We start from the raw sequence: 15,209 nt of genomic DNA, 5'->3' as shown, positions 1-15,209 counted from the left end.
TTTTAATTGATTTTAAACTCTATAGCTTGACGTTCAGTAATGTAGGTCATGTTCGTTGATTTAGCGCTATTTGCATATTCTAAGAGCCTCGGATCTATTCCCATACTTTCTAGATATCTAGTTAAGCTTTGATTTATTTTTTGTTGTTGCTCTACATCGATTATTTGCGTCTTACTATAGTAATGATGTAGTCCCAAGTGACCCGTTGCAGGAATTTTCCTTTTTACTCCACCAAAAAAAGCGTAAGCGCATGAGGATAAACAATCTGCTGAACTGAACTCAGTGTTACCAATAATGGTATTGAACTTTGCTTCTCGAATTCGTTTACCAATCATGAGTCCACTATCTAGCATTCCTCCTTTACTGGAAAATAAAATATAAGTTCCAGCAGGGAAGTTTTGGGAAAATTCAGTAAATTGCTTTGGCGTGTCTTTGGTAATTACTCCTACGGCAATAATCATTTTTTGACACTTTGGTTCCAAGTCATCAAAACATCTAGTATCTGTAGAAAGCTCCATTGCAAAGCTTGGTACAAAAGCCATTGTTAAAACAATATACAAAACAGAGATTAGGAAAGTTTTAAATTTAAGCATGAAATAAATAGGTGGATACACTGTTTTAATAACATATATATTTTATAAGCTCTCAAAGCATACTCAATGGGATATTTGGCGAGTCAGACTTACACCACCCTGTAATCTCGCCAAGATGCAATTTCTAACAGATAAAGGTGCTTCATTTAATATTGCAGGCCAAACTTGTTGGGCTTGCATAACAGTTTCTTTTGCTATTTTGAGTAATTGATTTTTCCTTTTCATTTTAGCTAGCTCAAATAAGTGATTAAGGTCACTCCAGCCAAAATTAACGAGCTTTGTATCAATCGCTCTATTTAAACCGTAATGATATTTGGGTACTTCATCGAAAAAAGACGATACGCATACTGGGTCATAAGCAGGGGATAATTGAAGCTCTCTGCCATTGGGGTAAATTACGGCCCAATTTTTTAAGTGTGCATCCGTATTCCCCATTAATAAATAGGCTACGAATCGTTTTACAAACTCATCACAATCTTTGACTGGCTGAGATGACAATTGGTCTAAAATTAAAAGCATCGCACTGTAGTCCTGCAAAAGATCTTTACCGTATTTATGTTGCGGGGCATATTGGAGAATTTGAGCAAAATCTTCCATGTGAATTCGCTTACCATTTTCTCCTCGATCAAAACGTTGAACTGCAAGGATGTGAGGAAAGGGGACAAGGTCAGGTAAATCTACTTCACTTGAACTAATGATTTTAGCGTTCGCACACTTAATACCCAAAGCCTTTAGTAAAGCATAGCCGGTAGCTTCGTTTTCAACGAGATCTGGATGAACTTGGCTAGGCAACTTTAAAATATAAGAACCAGCTAAACCATGACGATGAATAACATATCTTCGTCCCTCTTGAATTGCTGAAAATTTAACAACTACTCCTGGGATAGCTGCGCCATCTTCTAGGGGGGATTCCACAAAACCCGGATCAATCGAATCCTTACTCATCGTGGCGTGCCAAAGAAGCATATTATCTGGAATTGTTTCAAGCCTAGATAAAGGTGCAACTTCAATTGCTCCCATTAAATCATGACCCGCGGCAGCTAATAGTTCGAACTGATCGTCGGTGCCACATTGACGTTCTCTAGCTAAACGTTGCAAGTTAAGACCTTCAGGTAATAGATTCTGAAAAAAGACTGGAAGCTTTGCATCATTACGCACCAGTCGAATATCCTTCTCAGAGCGTAAAATCGCTTCGCTATCCCCTTTCTTGAAGGCCTGATAAGCTTGTGACACAACTAGTCGATTCGGGTGATTAATATAGTTTTCATCAAAAGAAATACGCACTAAGTCCCCAAAAGAAGAGATATATCCAATTGGGATTTTCTGCAAATCTGGACTGTGTAAATACAAACGTAAGACTCGAAGAGACAAACTCATCCAGGTCCTTTACCAAGAAGGGTATCTATGATTGAGAGGGGTGCATCAACTCCGGGTGCTTGCCCAACATACTTACCACCGGATTGAATAAATTGTTCTAGGGACTGTTTTAGCTCCTTAGGCACGAGAACTAGATCAAGACCAAGCGAGCGAGCCATGAGTAAGATAGTTGAAAGACGTGGGTCTATTTGCTCTAATTCGGTACGTACGATGGTCATTCTACTCAACCCAGACTCTTCAGCTAGAGTTGTTTGCGAATACTTTTTAGTTTCACGAGCTAAAACTAACTGTTGTATCAAATTGATCATATTAATACTCAAAATAACTTAATTGAGTATCAATATACTCTTATTTTGGGTTTATTTAAAGTGTTTTGACGACTTTATTTCCGTTTAATCTAGTATATTTATCGTGATTTTGATCAATTTCGCGGGCTTTTAGCTTTGGCTTTGCAAGTGACTCTTAGCGCATCTAGATTTTTAATATTAATTCCAAGTAAATTTACGCAGAATTAACTAGCCAAGTAAAGACGGTGTCCTGCTGCAACACGCTTTCGATCCTCAATTTGAACCCCCCATTGTTCACCCAATGTTGACCATTTAGAGAAGGCCTCAACGGTCGAATCGATGATGATAGCTGGGTGATGAATGTCAAACTTTTTGCCGACTGTTATTAACTCATCTCGCGTGAAATCATCTCCTCGATTTGCTACCGTCATTTGATGCTGTCTGGTATATCCAGTTCCTGCTGAGTAGGTTAAGTCATAGGCTGGTGCTAACTCCCAACCAGAAGATTTATTTTTCATTAAGAAAGAAATATTTTTTACATGGTCATCTTGATTGCGACCAACTACATTGAAGATCATTCTTCGATAAGCCTGCTCCATTGCGGGGTACCCCAGATGTAATGCTTGGATTTGCCTGAGCCATGCCTCATAGCTATATGCTCCTGGCAAGTTGTAATCAACATGTGTCATACCTGCTAGGCTATGCATGTGGTGCTTAGTCATTTGTTGACGGTCAAAGCGTCTTGTCATGAAGTGAAACAGCTCACCATCTTCCAAATAACTTACGTCTTCCATGTCGAGGCCGAGTTGCTTTGCCAATAACGCATAGGTATATTCAATACGGTTAAATGGTTTTGCTTTGTTATCCCGCTCACTAGCAGAGTTAACGCCATCAAATTTAATCATCCAATGTTCTTCGCCTGAGTGGTATTTTGCAAAGCCAGATCGAACTTTGTTTTTTTCACGATCCCATAAAATCAGTGCTTTAGGTCTTGCCCCGCCAGCCGATCCACCGACACGCATAATTTCGTGAATTGCTTCTCCAGTTTCTCCCTCAATTAAACGCCTAGCGGATTCCACTAAGCTTTGAATTTCTAGTGCTTGTTCTTCTTCCGGGCTTTTACGCTGAAGGTGTGGTGCATACTCAAGGGCTCCCATTGCTCGGTTACCAACATAAAGTAAACGCTGTACGGGACTCATTGACTTCTCTAGCTCTCCGCGCTCTTCAAAATATTTTTTTATGATTAAGTTGCCGAAAGTATCCGGCAAAGAGTCAGCCAGAACCCCTGGTAAACCCTTAAAGGCTTCTTGACGTTGTAAGTCAGGAAACTCGAAGGTACGAGACTCAATTGGTAAAAACTTGGGGGAAATGGCTAAGCCTCCTTTTCGAATGTATTCGCTATCATAGGAAAAGCCAATACGACCGTTCTCAAACTCCATCACTGTTCCGACCATTTCGTCCCACAAGCGAATATTAGCTTTTACAAGAACCCTAGGGCCAACTCTACGTGTTCGTGGTTTTGGCGAAGGTGAAGAAGAGTTTTTAGTGTCCGACATTGATTAGGGGTGCTTTTTTAGGAGAAGTGGATCGGTAGGCGCGAACTCTTGGTTGCCCACGACTTGATAGGGCCTCTCCTCCGGGAAGTGTATCTGGAAGTGCGGTATTTAAAACGCCTAAGAGTTGGAGGGCTCGTAATACTTTGATCACTGAGGTGAACCTCACGTCTCGACCCGCTTCCAGCTCCATAATCGTTTTACGATTAAGTCCCGTTTTCTCTGCGAGAGCTTCAGTTGTTATATTGCGTTCAAGTCTTCTGGAGCGCAACCTAGCACCGAACTCGCTCATATTTTCAAAGTCTGTTAAAAAGTCACCGATAGCGGACATATTAGCCTATTAATTATTCATAAAGTCCAATATAGCATACTTAATGAGATATTTAAATATATTTTCATTATGTCCTTTATTGTAATCATATTAATTAAAATTATTTAATTATGTCCGATTAAATGGATTTAATGAGTTTTTAATTTTTTCTTTGTTATCAAATAGTGCGAAGAAATACGATAGTTAAAAAATAGGCAAAGTATTTAACTAGTGGAATGTGGGGGGACTTGTGAAACGATTTGTTGGTAATATTTGAGACTTATGATAAGTTAAAGTATTAGCAGAAAAGTTTAGTCGAGCTCTACTTCAAAGGAGTTTCTCTTAGTTTTTCATAGGAATTGATAAATAAATGACTATCTAAGCATAAATTCAAATAACTATTGGAAAAAATCATGAACTCCATCACACCATTTCAAATCACCCGAGAATTTCAGGCGCCAAGAACTTTACTTTGGGCAGTTCAAACGCAAGCCGAGCACCTTAAAAATTGGCTTAGTCCACAGGGGTTTCGTACAATTCATGTAGAGATTGACTTTAGGGTGGGTGGTCGTTATTTTTACGGCATTGAAGGGCCACATGGAATGCAAATGTGGGGTTTGCAAGAATATAAAGAAATCGACCCCGAGCTCAAATTAGTTCACTTACAAAGTTTTTCTAATAAAGATGGAGGATTAAGTCATCATCCGATGGCGCCTACCTGGCCAGCGTATATGTATGTAACTTCTACATTTCAAGATAGTTCAAGTGGTGGTACGATTTACACGATTTCGTGGGAGCCACATGAAAGTGATGAAGTGGGTATTGCAACTTTTGACGGAGCCCGTGCAGGTATGCAAATAGGTTTTGACGGTACTTTTGCTAAGCTTGATCAATATCTAATTGAATTGCAGGGACGATAGGCCAAATAGAAAAGGGCCTGAAGCCTCTAATTCACTTACCTAATGGAGAAACCACCGGGAATCAAACCCCCGATGGCAAATCATCTACATAAAACTCTAAATACTTAGAGAAGTCAAAACCCCAAGAATAGATTCCTCGAAATTAATTCCTAAGGCTAGCCAACGAATATATGAACTGTTTTAGATATGACCGGAGTTAAATAGAGGCATAGCCCTCAATTTCTATCAAAAATCTTGGATCGGCCAACGCTGAAACTACAACAAGCGTTGAAGCTGGACAATGACCTTGAAGATATTTTGCTCTGATTTCTACAAAATTTTTGGTTTGTTGAGGACTTGTTACATACGAATTAATTTTAATAAGATTTTTTATTGACATGTCTGACTCTTCAAGTATGGCGAGTATGTTCCCCCATACAACGTCACATTACTCAATCAACGAGTCTGGGCCTGTACCGTCAGATTTGATTGCAACTTCTCCAGCGATAACTAGGAATTTGGAAGCTTCAGTAACTAGAACACCATGAGAATAGGTTCCATTAGGTGCCGAAATTGTTTTAGGATTTAATAATTGAATCATATTTTCCTTTGCATTAATTTGAATATCTTCTGCAAGAAATCTCCTTATTTTTCCCTCTAACCAGAAGGTTACACTTAGTGTTATTTTATTTGACACTACCCAAAGTGCTTAAGTGTTTTATAACAACAGGAGGGCGATTAGGAAATTGAGCAACTAACTCTAATTCCCCCCCCATGCTTTCAACATAATGGCGCAATGTGGAAAGCAGCATGTCGCTACGTTTTTCAAGTCGTGAAATAGTATCTTGCCCAACCCCTAATAACTCCGCTAATTCTTTCTGAGTTTTTTCTGAAGCATGACGAAGGTCTTTTAAGGTAGCTAACTCCATTGCGCGATTTTCAATTGCGCTACGGCGTTGTTTTGGCATGGCAGCCAAGATGTCATCAAGTTTTTTTGCCATTTTTGAGCTCCTTTATGTTCACTTCATTGATTAAGGTTATATGTTCCTTATACCTTGCGTCAGCTATATCTATTAACCAAGTATAAAAACGTTTCTGGTTAACGCTACTTTTATCTCCAGCTACGAGAAAAATAGCCTGCCTAAGTGGATCGAATGCAAAGGCAACTCGCCATACCTCACCCATCCAATTGAATCTCAACTCTTTCATATTCGGATATGAACTGCCTTTAAGCGTGTCGACAGTGGGCCGTCCAAGGTTTGGTCCAAACTCTCGTAATAAGATTGCATGTGCTAGCAGTTCATTCTGTAAACGTTCATCTTCTTTACCTAGTTCTTGATCAAAGGCTTTATGAAAAAGTATGGTCCAATTCATTCTAATTATGCTTTTAAATACATATGGTGTCAAATACATATTCATAACGCTTAAAGCATGCTTCAGGTTGACCTCAGAAAAAAACACCATCACTTTTAGGTATAAATGTCAAAAGCTGGTTATGAAAAAGCTATCGCAATAGTAAGAATGAGCAGACCTAGCTGTAAGCGGTTTAATTGAATGAGTTTTGTTATTTCAAATCTTTAGAGATAGAATTCACCCGGTAATAAAAATACTTTAAAGTAAATTTAATTTAATATTCGATAGGAAAAAAAATCATGCCATCTCATAAGAATTTTCTAAGCCTGATTTGTGTTTTGATGATTGGTCTTTTGGCCTTGATTGGGTGTTCAAAAAAAGAAGAACCTAAAGTTGAAGCTCCAGTTCCAAAAGATTACTCCATGGTAAAAGGTATTACTAAAGATGCGTATATTTATGGATTTCCGATAGTCGACAACTATCGTATCTTATATTCTTTTTTTGTAAATAAAGAAGATTCTCAGTATAAAGGTGAGTGGAATAACATTATTAATACAGATCGTGTTGCTACACCTGAAGATACCGCAATGCAAACGCCAAATTCTGACACTCCTTACTCTCATCTCGGACTAGATCTAAGAACAGAGCCAATTGTTATCACTGTTCCAAAGATGGAAGCAAAGCGGTATTGGAGTATCCAATTTATTGATCTGTATACCCATAATTTTGCCTATGTTGGTACTAGGACTACTGGCAATGATGGTGGTCATTTCATGATTGCTGGGCCTGATTGGAAAGGTGAAACTCCTAAAGGTATTACAAGGGTTATTCAGTCAGAAACTCAATTAGGCCTTGGCTTTTTTAGAACCCAATTAATGAATTCAGCTGATCTTCCAAATGTGAAGAAGATACAAGCTGCTTACAAGGCAGAACCCCTATCTAAATTTCTTGGTGAGGCAACTACAATTCCAGCTCCAAATCCAGCCCCACCAATTGACTTTTTAAAACCAATTAGTCGAGATGATCAAAAGACTTCGCCTGAATTTTATAACCTCCTGAATTTTGTTCTGAAGTTTTGTCCAATAAATTCAACTGAGACTGAACTCATTCAAAATTTTGCAAAAATTAAAGTAGGTGCAGATCAAAAAATTGATTTTGCAACAATGGATTCTGATCTCAAAAAAGCCTATACCGATGGTATGTTAGAAGCTTGGGTATCCTATGAAGACTTTATCAAAACCAAAGTAAATACTGGTGAAGTAGTATCTGGACAAGTTTTTGGCACTCGTGAACATCTACAAAATAACTATATGTTCCGGATGACTGGTGCTCAAATGGGTATCTGGGGAAATTCAAAAGATGAGGCTATCTATCCAGTTTATAAACTGGACTCTGATGGTAAATCTTTAGATGCCTCACACAAGAATTACACCATTCGCTTTGAGAAAGGTCAGTTGCCACCAGCTAACGCATTCTGGTCTATGACGATGTATAACTTGCCTGAAAGCCTGTTAGTTGCAAATAAATTGAATCGCTATTTAATCAACTCACCAATGCTACCAAATCTCAAAAAAGATCCTGATGGTGGTATCACTATTTATGTTCAAAAAGATAGTCCAGGTGCTTCTAAAGAATCTAATTGGCTTCCAGCACCCAATGGTCCATTTGCGACGTTCTTACGAATCTACTGGCCAAAGCCTGAAGCTTTGAATGGCACTTGGAAAAGGCCTGAGTTAGTGGCTACAGAAATTAAAAAACCTTAAGTATAAATATGAACAGCCAAATTTTAGATTCGTATGTTCTATGATTACTCTATGTGATTCTAGTTTCAATTTTATAGAATAAGGTTCAGAAAGCAAAAAACCCCTTTTTACAGGGGTTTCGTGCTTGATGCTTGGTGGAACCGGCGGGAATCGAACCCGCGTCCGCAAATCCTCTACAAAGAGTTCTACATACTTAGTTATATCATTTGATTTAATTCATGTAACGCGGATTAACACGCTTTACAGGAACGATTCCCTTTAGTTCTAGCTCCATTAACAGTGACCTTTAATGGCACGATCCGATATAAATGACCTCGAATGGTATTTCTACCCCAACCTATCGGCAAACTGGTACGAGGGCCACAGCCCTTAGGCTGCTAGTGCGTAACGTTCGTCGTTAGCAGTTATTACAATTCCCATTGATTTACGAGATAACGGGTCCTCGGTATGCCCTCCGTGCTTCGCAATCCACGTCGAAACCAAGTCGGTCCCAATGATGCTCTTTCATGCTTTCACAGAATAGATGATTATTCTAGTCCTTTTTACTTAAAAAGGATATCCTCAATTTCAGAAGGGTTTTGAACGAGGTAAGTTGCACCCCAGCTATGGGCTGGCGATTCTTCACCACAATAGCCGTAAGCAGCAGCAATCGTATGCATTCCAGCAGCGTGACCTGCTTGAATATCCCTTAGGTCATCGCCAACGTAGATAGATTTACTTGGATCAATCTTTAGCATTTGCGCACATAAAAGGATAGGGGCAGGGTGGGGTTTGGGGTACGCAGTTGTATCGCCACTCACAATTGCCGGAGTTCTTTCATCAAGTCGCATACTTTTAACCAATGGATGCGTAAAGCGTTCTTGTTTATTGGTTACAATCCCCCAAGGGATGCGGTGATGGTCTAATTGATCGAGTAGGGCTTCTATCCCTTGAAAAAGCTCTGTATGAACATGAATAGCTTGTTCATAGTTATTTAAAAACTCATCACGAATAGACAAAAAACGAGGATCATCTACCTCAATTCCCAAAGCGACCTTGATTAAACCTCTCGCTCCCATGGAAGCCATGGGTCTTAATAGCTCCAAAGGTTTTGGACTTAAACCTCTAGTTATCAATAATTGATTTGCAGCAGCGGCAAGATCCGGAGCTGTATCAGCTAGCGTGCCATCTAAGTCGAACAGAACACTTTCATAGGAGGGAGTTCGAACAGATTTTAAAGGAGTAGTCAAAGGTATACCTTTAGATTGGGTCAATATTTGAAAAAAATTAAAGAGGTTTTCTGACTGCAATCATGTAATTGACATCCACACCGGGACCCAGATAATAATGATCTGTAATTGGATTAAAGTGAAGACCTGTCATATCTAGCAACTCTAGGCCCGCGTCTCGGGTAAAGTTCGTTAACTCTGAAGGTTTGATGAATTTTGCGTAATCATGGGTTCCCTTAGGCAAAATATTCAGAATATATTCTGCGCCGATAATCGCCATTAGATAAGACTTTAAATTACGGTTTAAGGTACTAAAAAATAGCATACCGCCTGGCTTGGCCATTTTTGCTGCAGCTTGGACAATCGATTTTGGATCAGGTACGTGTTCAAGCATTTCCATACAAGTTACTATGTCAAACGATTCTGGACTTTTTGCAGCCATTTCTTCGGCACTGATCAATTCATACTGAATCGACGTTTGTGTTTCTAAAGCGTGTAATTTGGCCACTTTTAAAGCTTTACTGGATAAATCAATACCAGTTGTATCGGCGCCACACTTCGCTAATGATTCGGATAATATTCCTCCACCACAGCCAATATCGATAATCTTCATCTTTGCAACTGCTGTTTTACTCTGAATCCAATTTAGGCGCAGCGGATTAATAGCATGGAGTGGCTTAAACTCACTCGTTTCGTCCCACCAACGACTGGCGAGTTCACTAAATTTGTCTAGCTCTGCTTGATCTTTGTTTTCAGTAGTCATTTTTAAAGGCTTATATTGTTCAGTAAGAGCAATTATCCAACAAATTGAAATAATCTTTTTATTCTGTTACAAATTATCGGGGTATAAAAAAAGCCCGGATAAAAATGAACTGACCCATAAAAGTTGGACAGTTTAATTAAGATAGCAGAAGGGATTGATTTCGGTAATTAACCGGACTCAATCCCTTTAATTTTTGCTTGATTCGATCATGATTGTAATAGTGGATATATTCTTTTAATCCTTTCTTAAATAAATCAACATTTTCAAACTTCTCTTGGTAGTAAAACTCTGTCTTCATAATGCCAAACCAGTTTTCCATAACCGCGTTATCCAGGCAGTTACCCTTTCTCGACATGCTTTGTGTGATACCGTTATTCGCAAGTTCTCTTTGATAATGACGCATTTGGTATTGCCACCCTTGATCCGAGTGGATGATGGGTTTTTCTTCAGGTTTAAGTTCCCTTATTGCTTGGTTGAGCATGTTCATCACCATACTTATATTGGGTCGCTGTGCGATCTCATAGGAGATAATCTCTCGGTTATAAAGGTCGAGGATGGGTGAGAGGTATACCTTCTCACCTTTAATATTGAACTCGGTGACATCCGTGACCCACTTTTGATGGGGCTTGTTGGCTTCAAAGTTACGATTGAGAAGGTTCGGAGCTGCTTTTCCCACTGTTCCTTTATAAGATTGATAACGCTTCGGCCGAACTAGGGATTTGAGGCCCATCTGTACCATTAATTTTTGTACTGTCTTAGGGTTTAAGTAGCAGTTCTGATGACCTAGTTCTTCCTGTACGCGTCGGTATCCATACCTACCCTTGTGTTTATCGAAGATAGCTCTAATCTGCTGCTTCGTAGTTTGATAAGGCTCGGGCTTACTACTGGCTTTCAGCCAGTAGTAATAAACACTCCTAGGCAAGTGTGAGACATCTAACAAGATCGTTAATGGATAATCTTGCCTTAACTCAGTAATTACTTGGACTTGGTCTTGTTTGCCAAGGCCTTTTGCTGAGCTAAGGCTTCTAGCTTTTTTAGATAAGCATTCTCCGCTTCCACGTAATGAACTCTTTGTAGTAACTCTTCATGGGAGAGTTCATTAATCGGCTTCTTGAGAAGAGTTTGGATATCCTTAGAGGTTCGTTTCACAGGTCGTCGTCCTTTCGGCTTAGGCTCTAGAGTCGTTTCACCACCTTGATTGTAAAGCCGTAGCCAAACTCCTATCAAGCTAGGTGACGGTATATTAAAGTAAGCAGAAGTTTCTTGGTTAGACCAAGAGTTTTCAAAATGCTTTTTAAGAACATTCAACTTAAATTCAACACTGTAATTGGTATGACGCTTGGCTAGACTTTCCGTTCCATGCAGTTCATATAGCTTGACCCAGTTGGCTATATAGCGAGGATTAACGCCATATAGTTGAGTTAAAGTCATATAACCAACTTTTCCTTCTAAATATTACAGAACAATCTTTAATTTAAACTCAGATGAATACTTTGACATAAAACTAAACCCCCAGAAGTTAGACATTTCGTCCAACTTTTGGGGGTCAGTTCAAAACGGGCTTTTTAGAAAGAGCTAATTAAATTAATTCTTCTTTGTACCTACAACTTCTACGATAGCGCGGCGGTTTAATGCACGGCCAGCAGCAGTTTTGTTGTCAGCAACTGGCTCTGAGAAAGCTTTACCTTCGGTGTAAACACGGCTAGCTTCTACGCCGTTTTTAACCAAATATGCTTTAACAGCTTCAGCACGCTTGAGTGATAATTTTTTGTTATAAGCAAGGCTTCCAATGTTATCAGTGTGACCGATAACGATAATTACTTCAACAGTAACTGCTTTTAGCTTAGATGTTAAGTCGTTTAATTTAGCAGCGCCTTCTGGTTTGATTACTGACTTATCAAAGTCAAATAATGCATCAGCTAACAATGTAACCTTAGTGCTTGAAACTACTGGTGCAGGTGCTGCTGGTGCTGGTGCTGCTGCAGGAGCAGGAGCTGCTTTTGGTGCAGGTTTGATCGCGCCATCACAATCAGGAGCTGCAGTTGCAGGAGTCCAGAAGTTGTCTCTCCAGCATAGTGAAGCATCTCCACCTGAACGGGCATTTGTTGTACCTGAGCCAGAAGCCCAGTTATCGATGTTTTGAGCTTGTGCAAAGCCTGAAACAGCTAATAAAGTTGCTGTAATAGCGGCTAATTTCACATTGCGAGTAGTTTTGTTCATTTTTTATCTTCCTCTTAAATTCATTGAATTAAGTATTGTGGTTAACTTTTGTTTAATATTACTCATAAATTATAACAACAAGACTATTGTAATTTGTCGCTTTATTACAAATCAAATATATATCAATAAAATTTCTGAAGTGTTGTTATTTCGCATGGTAAAATAATTTCATGGAATATGCTGCTAAAGAAACACTACCCGTATCACTAGAAGACGAAATGCGGCGGTCCTATTTGGACTACGCAATGAGCGTAATTGTAGGGCGAGCGCTGCCTGACGCACGTGATGGTTTGAAACCAGTTCACCGCAGAGTTCTCTTTGCTATGCACGAGCTCAACAATGACTGGAATCGCGCTTACAAGAAATCTGCCCGTATTGTCGGTGACGTCATCGGTAAATATCATCCCCATGGTGATTCAGCTGTTTACGACACGATTGTGCGTATGGCTCAAAACTTCTCCCTTCGCTACATGCTTGTGGATGGTCAGGGTAACTTCGGATCTGTCGATGGTGATAGTGCAGCGGCAATGCGTTACACAGAAATTCGTCTATCCAAAATTGCACATGAATTATTAGCTGATATTGATAAAGATACAGTTAATTATGGGCCTAATTATGACGGCAGTGAGCATGAACCGCTAATTTTACCGGCTAAAATCCCCAATCTTTTGATAAATGGATCCTCTGGTATCGCTGTGGGAATGGCAACGAATATACCTCCCCATAACATTGACGAAGTCATTAATGGTGCTTTGCATTTGTTGGCAAACCCTGAATGTACAATCGATGAGCTAATTGATTTTATTCCAGCGCCAGATTTTCCAACAGCCGGAATTATTTATGGTATCCAAGGAGTACGAGATGGTTATCGTACTGGTCGTGGCAGAGTAATTATGCGTGCTAAGACCCATTTTGAGGATATGGAAAAGGGACAAAGACAATCAATTATTGTTGATGAACTGCCATACCAAGTAAATAAAAAGAACTTACTGGAAAGAATCGCTGAATTAGTAACTGAGAAGAAGATTGAGGGAATCTCTGATATTCGGGATGAGTCCGATAAGTCCGGAATGAGGGTAGTAATTGAACTCAAACGTGGCGAAGTGCCCGAAGTTGTTCTAAATAACCTCTATAAAAACACCCAATTACAAGATAATTTTGGTATGAATATGGTTGCTCTAGTTGACAACCAACCAAGACTATTGAATTTGAAGCAATTACTTGAATGTTTCTTAAGGCATCGTCGGGAAGTTGTTACTCGTAGAACAATTTTTGAATTACGCAAGGCTCGTGATCGTGGTCATGTCTTAGAAGGTCTAGCAGTTGCGTTAGCAAATATTGATGAATTTATTGCCCTAATTAAGGCAGCAGCATCACCACCTGACGCAAAACGTGAGCTATTGGCCCGTGTTTGGGACTCTGAAGTTGTTCGTGAAATGTTGGTCAGAGCTGGAGAAAATGTTCAAGGTGGTATTGGGGCGTATCGTCCTGATCGTCTACCTCCAACACTTGGTTTACAGCCTGATGGTTTGTATCGTTTGTCAGATGATCAAGCTCAAGAAATTTTGCAGATGCGATTACAGCGTTTAACTGGCTTGGAACAGGATAAGATTGTTCAGGAATATAAAGTGGTTATGGATCAAATTACCGATCTACTGGATTTATTAGCTAAACCAGACCGCGTTACAACTGTAATCCATCAAGAATTACTTGAATCAAAAGCTGAATTTGGACAAGAGGGTAGTGATACTGGACGTCGCTCTGTAATTGAAATGAACGCTACTGAGTTATTTACAGAGGATTTAATTACTCCACAAGACTTAGTTGTTACTCTTTCCTATACTGGTTATTTTAAGAGTCAGCCACTATCAGAGTATCGTGCTCAAAAAAGAGGTGGTAGAGGTAAAAAAGCGACTACTACTAAGGACGAAGATTGGATTCAAACACTTTTCGTTGCCAATACACATGACACAATCCTTTGTTTTTCTGATAGAGGCCGACTGTATTGGTTAAAAGTATGGGAAGTTCCTCAAGGAAGCAGTAACTCCAGAGGTAAGCCAATTGTCAACATGTTCCCATTAATTGAGGGTGAAAAAATCACTACAATTTTGCCAATTAAAGGTTATGTTGATAATCAATATGTGTTTATGGCGACCAAGAACGGTATTGTCAAGAAAACGGCTTTAAGTGATTTTTCTAATCCTAGAAAAGGTGGAATTATTGCAGTCGACCTAGATGATGGTGATGTTTTGGTTGGCGCTGCCATCACCGATGGTAAACATGATGTAATGCTGTTCTCAGATGCAGGCAAAGCAGTACGTTTCGATGAGAATGATGTACGCCCTATGGGACGAACTGCTCGTGGTGTTAAAGGAATGAATTTAGATGGTGGTCACTTAGTGATTGCAATGCTGGTATCTGCCAGTGAAACTGAAGGTACCCAATCCGAAACATCCGTTAAAGCTCCATCAAGCGTTTTAACTGCTACTGAAAATGGTTTTGGTAAAAGAACGCCAATTGCTGAATATACCAGACATGGTAGAAATACGAAGGGGATGATTGCAATCCAAACATCTGATCGTAATGGTAAGTTAGTTGCTGCCTCATTAGTTTCTACTGAAGACCAAATCATGTTGATTACTACGGGTGGTATTTTAGTAAGGACTCGGGTTTCAGAAATACGCGAAATGGGTAGATCAACTCAGGGTGTGAAGTTAATCAATGTGGATGAAGGTACTGTGCTTTCTGGTTTGCAAAGAATCTCTGAAAGTATGGATGAGGATGACTTAAATTCTGAAGATGATGCCATTGTTGGACAAGCTGAATTGAATGATGAAAATAATCCTCCATCAGATACGAATGATGAGAACCCTACCGAATAAG

General features: G+C 39.5%; 15 protein-coding genes, 1 other RNA gene and 1 pseudogene. 3 read left to right on the top strand and 14 right to left on the bottom strand.

The window, feature by feature from the left end; genetic code table 11:
• Positions 1–2 precede the first annotated feature (2 nt).
• The 5 genes from AOC35_RS07000 to AOC35_RS06980 all read right to left on the bottom strand — a co-directional run bounded on the left by AOC35_RS07000 (position 3) and on the right by AOC35_RS06980 (position 4,141).
• On the bottom strand, positions 3–593 hold the full coding sequence (locus tag AOC35_RS07000) for a COG3904 family protein (protein ID WP_211307490.1): 591 nt from the start codon (positions 591–593) through the stop codon (positions 3–5).
• 63 nt (positions 594–656) lie between these two features.
• The gene (locus tag AOC35_RS06995; RefSeq protein ID WP_108646402.1) at positions 657–1,970 is read right to left on the bottom strand and encodes a type II toxin-antitoxin system HipA family toxin; all 1,314 of its coding nucleotides are present in this window, start codon (positions 1,968–1,970) and stop codon (positions 657–659) included.
• The gene (locus AOC35_RS06990) at positions 1,967–2,278 is read right to left on the bottom strand and encodes a helix-turn-helix domain-containing protein (protein ID WP_108646401.1); all 312 of its coding nucleotides are present in this window, start codon (positions 2,276–2,278) and stop codon (positions 1,967–1,969) included. Before AOC35_RS06990 ends, AOC35_RS06995 begins: the two co-directional genes overlap by 4 nt.
• Positions 2,279–2,481: 203 nt before the next feature.
• Positions 2,482–3,813, bottom strand: a complete 1,332-nt coding sequence (locus tag AOC35_RS06985) for a type II toxin-antitoxin system HipA family toxin (protein WP_108646400.1) — start codon at positions 3,811–3,813, stop codon at positions 2,482–2,484.
• Entirely contained in the window at positions 3,800–4,141 is a 342-nt protein-coding gene (locus tag AOC35_RS06980; RefSeq protein WP_245898451.1) for a helix-turn-helix transcriptional regulator, read from the bottom strand. The genes AOC35_RS06985 and AOC35_RS06980 overlap by 14 nt, the downstream gene beginning before the upstream one ends.
• A 392-nt stretch (positions 4,142–4,533) precedes the next feature.
• Here AOC35_RS06980 and AOC35_RS06975 point away from each other — a divergent pair, with 392 nt between their 5' ends.
• On the top strand, positions 4,534–5,040 hold the full coding sequence (locus AOC35_RS06975; RefSeq protein ID WP_245898450.1) for an SRPBCC family protein: 507 nt from the start codon (positions 4,534–4,536) through the stop codon (positions 5,038–5,040).
• Between the two features lie 196 nt (positions 5,041–5,236).
• Here the strand turns inward: AOC35_RS06975 and AOC35_RS06970 are convergent, their stop codons facing one another.
• The 4 genes from AOC35_RS06970 to AOC35_RS06955 form a co-directional block, all read right to left on the bottom strand.
• Positions 5,237–5,446, bottom strand: a complete 210-nt coding sequence (locus AOC35_RS06970; protein ID WP_281259305.1) for a RidA family protein — start codon at positions 5,444–5,446, stop codon at positions 5,237–5,239.
• 21 nt (positions 5,447–5,467) lie between these two features.
• Positions 5,468–5,620, bottom strand: coding sequence for a hypothetical protein (locus AOC35_RS15530; protein ID WP_159077502.1), 153 nt, complete (start codon positions 5,618–5,620; stop codon positions 5,468–5,470).
• An 85-nt stretch (positions 5,621–5,705) separates the two neighbouring features.
• Entirely contained in the window at positions 5,706–6,020 is a 315-nt protein-coding gene (locus tag AOC35_RS06960) for a helix-turn-helix domain-containing protein (protein WP_108646397.1), read from the bottom strand.
• Positions 6,004–6,393 (bottom strand): type II toxin-antitoxin system RelE/ParE family toxin, encoded by a 390-nt coding sequence (locus AOC35_RS06955; protein ID WP_108648756.1) that lies wholly within the window; start codon positions 6,391–6,393, stop codon positions 6,004–6,006. The genes AOC35_RS06960 and AOC35_RS06955 overlap by 17 nt, the downstream gene beginning before the upstream one ends.
• 278 nt (positions 6,394–6,671) lie before the next feature.
• On the opposite strand from AOC35_RS06955, the gene AOC35_RS06950 reads away from it, so the two are divergent.
• Positions 6,672–8,135: a DUF1254 domain-containing protein gene (locus AOC35_RS06950; protein ID WP_108646396.1), complete on the top strand. Its 1,464-nt coding sequence runs from the start codon at positions 6,672–6,674 to the stop codon at positions 8,133–8,135.
• 132 nt (positions 8,136–8,267) lie between these two features.
• Here AOC35_RS06950 and ssrA read toward each other — a convergent pair.
• From ssrA to ompA, 5 genes and pseudogenes are all read right to left on the bottom strand, one after another.
• Positions 8,268–8,627: a transfer-messenger RNA gene (gene ssrA, locus AOC35_RS06945) on the bottom strand.
• Between the two features lie 50 nt (positions 8,628–8,677).
• Positions 8,678–9,364 (bottom strand): HAD family hydrolase, encoded by a 687-nt coding sequence (locus AOC35_RS06940; protein WP_245898449.1) that lies wholly within the window; start codon positions 9,362–9,364, stop codon positions 8,678–8,680.
• 37 nt (positions 9,365–9,401) lie between these two features.
• Positions 9,402–10,106, bottom strand: a complete 705-nt coding sequence (gene ubiG / locus AOC35_RS06935) for a bifunctional 2-polyprenyl-6-hydroxyphenol methylase/3-demethylubiquinol 3-O-methyltransferase UbiG (RefSeq protein ID WP_108646395.1) — start codon at positions 10,104–10,106, stop codon at positions 9,402–9,404.
• Positions 10,107–10,242: 136 nt separating this feature from the next.
• Positions 10,243–11,606, bottom strand: a pseudogene (locus tag AOC35_RS06930) (IS3 family transposase).
• A gap of 84 nt (positions 11,607–11,690) precedes the next feature.
• Complete coding sequence (ompA, locus tag AOC35_RS06925; protein ID WP_108646394.1) at positions 11,691–12,326, bottom strand: outer membrane protein OmpA; 636 nt, start codon at positions 12,324–12,326, stop codon at positions 11,691–11,693.
• 170 nt (positions 12,327–12,496) lie between these two features.
• On the opposite strand from ompA, the gene gyrA reads away from it, so the two are divergent.
• Positions 12,497–15,208: a DNA gyrase subunit A gene (gyrA, locus tag AOC35_RS06920; protein ID WP_108646393.1), complete on the top strand. Its 2,712-nt coding sequence runs from the start codon at positions 12,497–12,499 to the stop codon at positions 15,206–15,208.
• Position 15,209: the final 1 nt, after the last annotated feature.

It is taken from the genome of Polynucleobacter rarus, from assembly GCF_003072505.1.
Taxonomy (GTDB): Bacteria; Pseudomonadota; Gammaproteobacteria; order Burkholderiales; family Burkholderiaceae; genus Polynucleobacter; species Polynucleobacter rarus.
This window is presented reverse-complemented; position numbering and strand designations above follow the sequence as displayed.

Excerpts from the sequence above, each read along its gene's own strand:
- ompA (WP_108646394.1), bottom strand. The coding sequence starts at position 12,326 with ATGAACAAAACTACTCGCAATGTGAAATTAGCCGCTATTACAGCAACT.
- AOC35_RS06995 (WP_108646402.1), bottom strand. The coding sequence starts at position 1,970 with ATGAGTTTGTCTCTTCGAGTCTTACGTTTGTATTTACACAGTCCAGAT.
- AOC35_RS06980 (WP_245898451.1), bottom strand. The coding sequence starts at position 4,141 with ATGTCCGCTATCGGTGACTTTTTAACAGACTTTGAAAATATGAGCGAG.
- AOC35_RS06955 (WP_108648756.1), bottom strand. The coding sequence starts at position 6,393 with ATGAATTGGACCATACTTTTTCATAAAGCCTTTGATCAAGAACTAGGT.
- AOC35_RS06985 (WP_108646400.1), bottom strand. The coding sequence starts at position 3,813 with ATGTCGGACACTAAAAACTCTTCTTCACCTTCGCCAAAACCACGAACA.
- AOC35_RS07000 (WP_211307490.1), bottom strand. The coding sequence starts at position 593 with ATGCTTAAATTTAAAACTTTCCTAATCTCTGTTTTGTATATTGTTTTA.
- ubiG (WP_108646395.1), bottom strand. The coding sequence starts at position 10,106 with ATGACTACTGAAAACAAAGATCAAGCAGAGCTAGACAAATTTAGTGAA.
- AOC35_RS06990 (WP_108646401.1), bottom strand. The coding sequence starts at position 2,278 with ATGATCAATTTGATACAACAGTTAGTTTTAGCTCGTGAAACTAAAAAG.
- AOC35_RS06950 (WP_108646396.1), top strand. The coding sequence starts at position 6,672 with ATGCCATCTCATAAGAATTTTCTAAGCCTGATTTGTGTTTTGATGATT.
- AOC35_RS06960 (WP_108646397.1), bottom strand. The coding sequence starts at position 6,020 with ATGGCAAAAAAACTTGATGACATCTTGGCTGCCATGCCAAAACAACGC.
- gyrA (WP_108646393.1), top strand. The coding sequence starts at position 12,497 with ATGGAATATGCTGCTAAAGAAACACTACCCGTATCACTAGAAGACGAA.
- AOC35_RS06975 (WP_245898450.1), top strand. The coding sequence starts at position 4,534 with ATGAACTCCATCACACCATTTCAAATCACCCGAGAATTTCAGGCGCCA.
- AOC35_RS15530 (WP_159077502.1), bottom strand. The coding sequence starts at position 5,620 with ATGATTCAATTATTAAATCCTAAAACAATTTCGGCACCTAATGGAACC.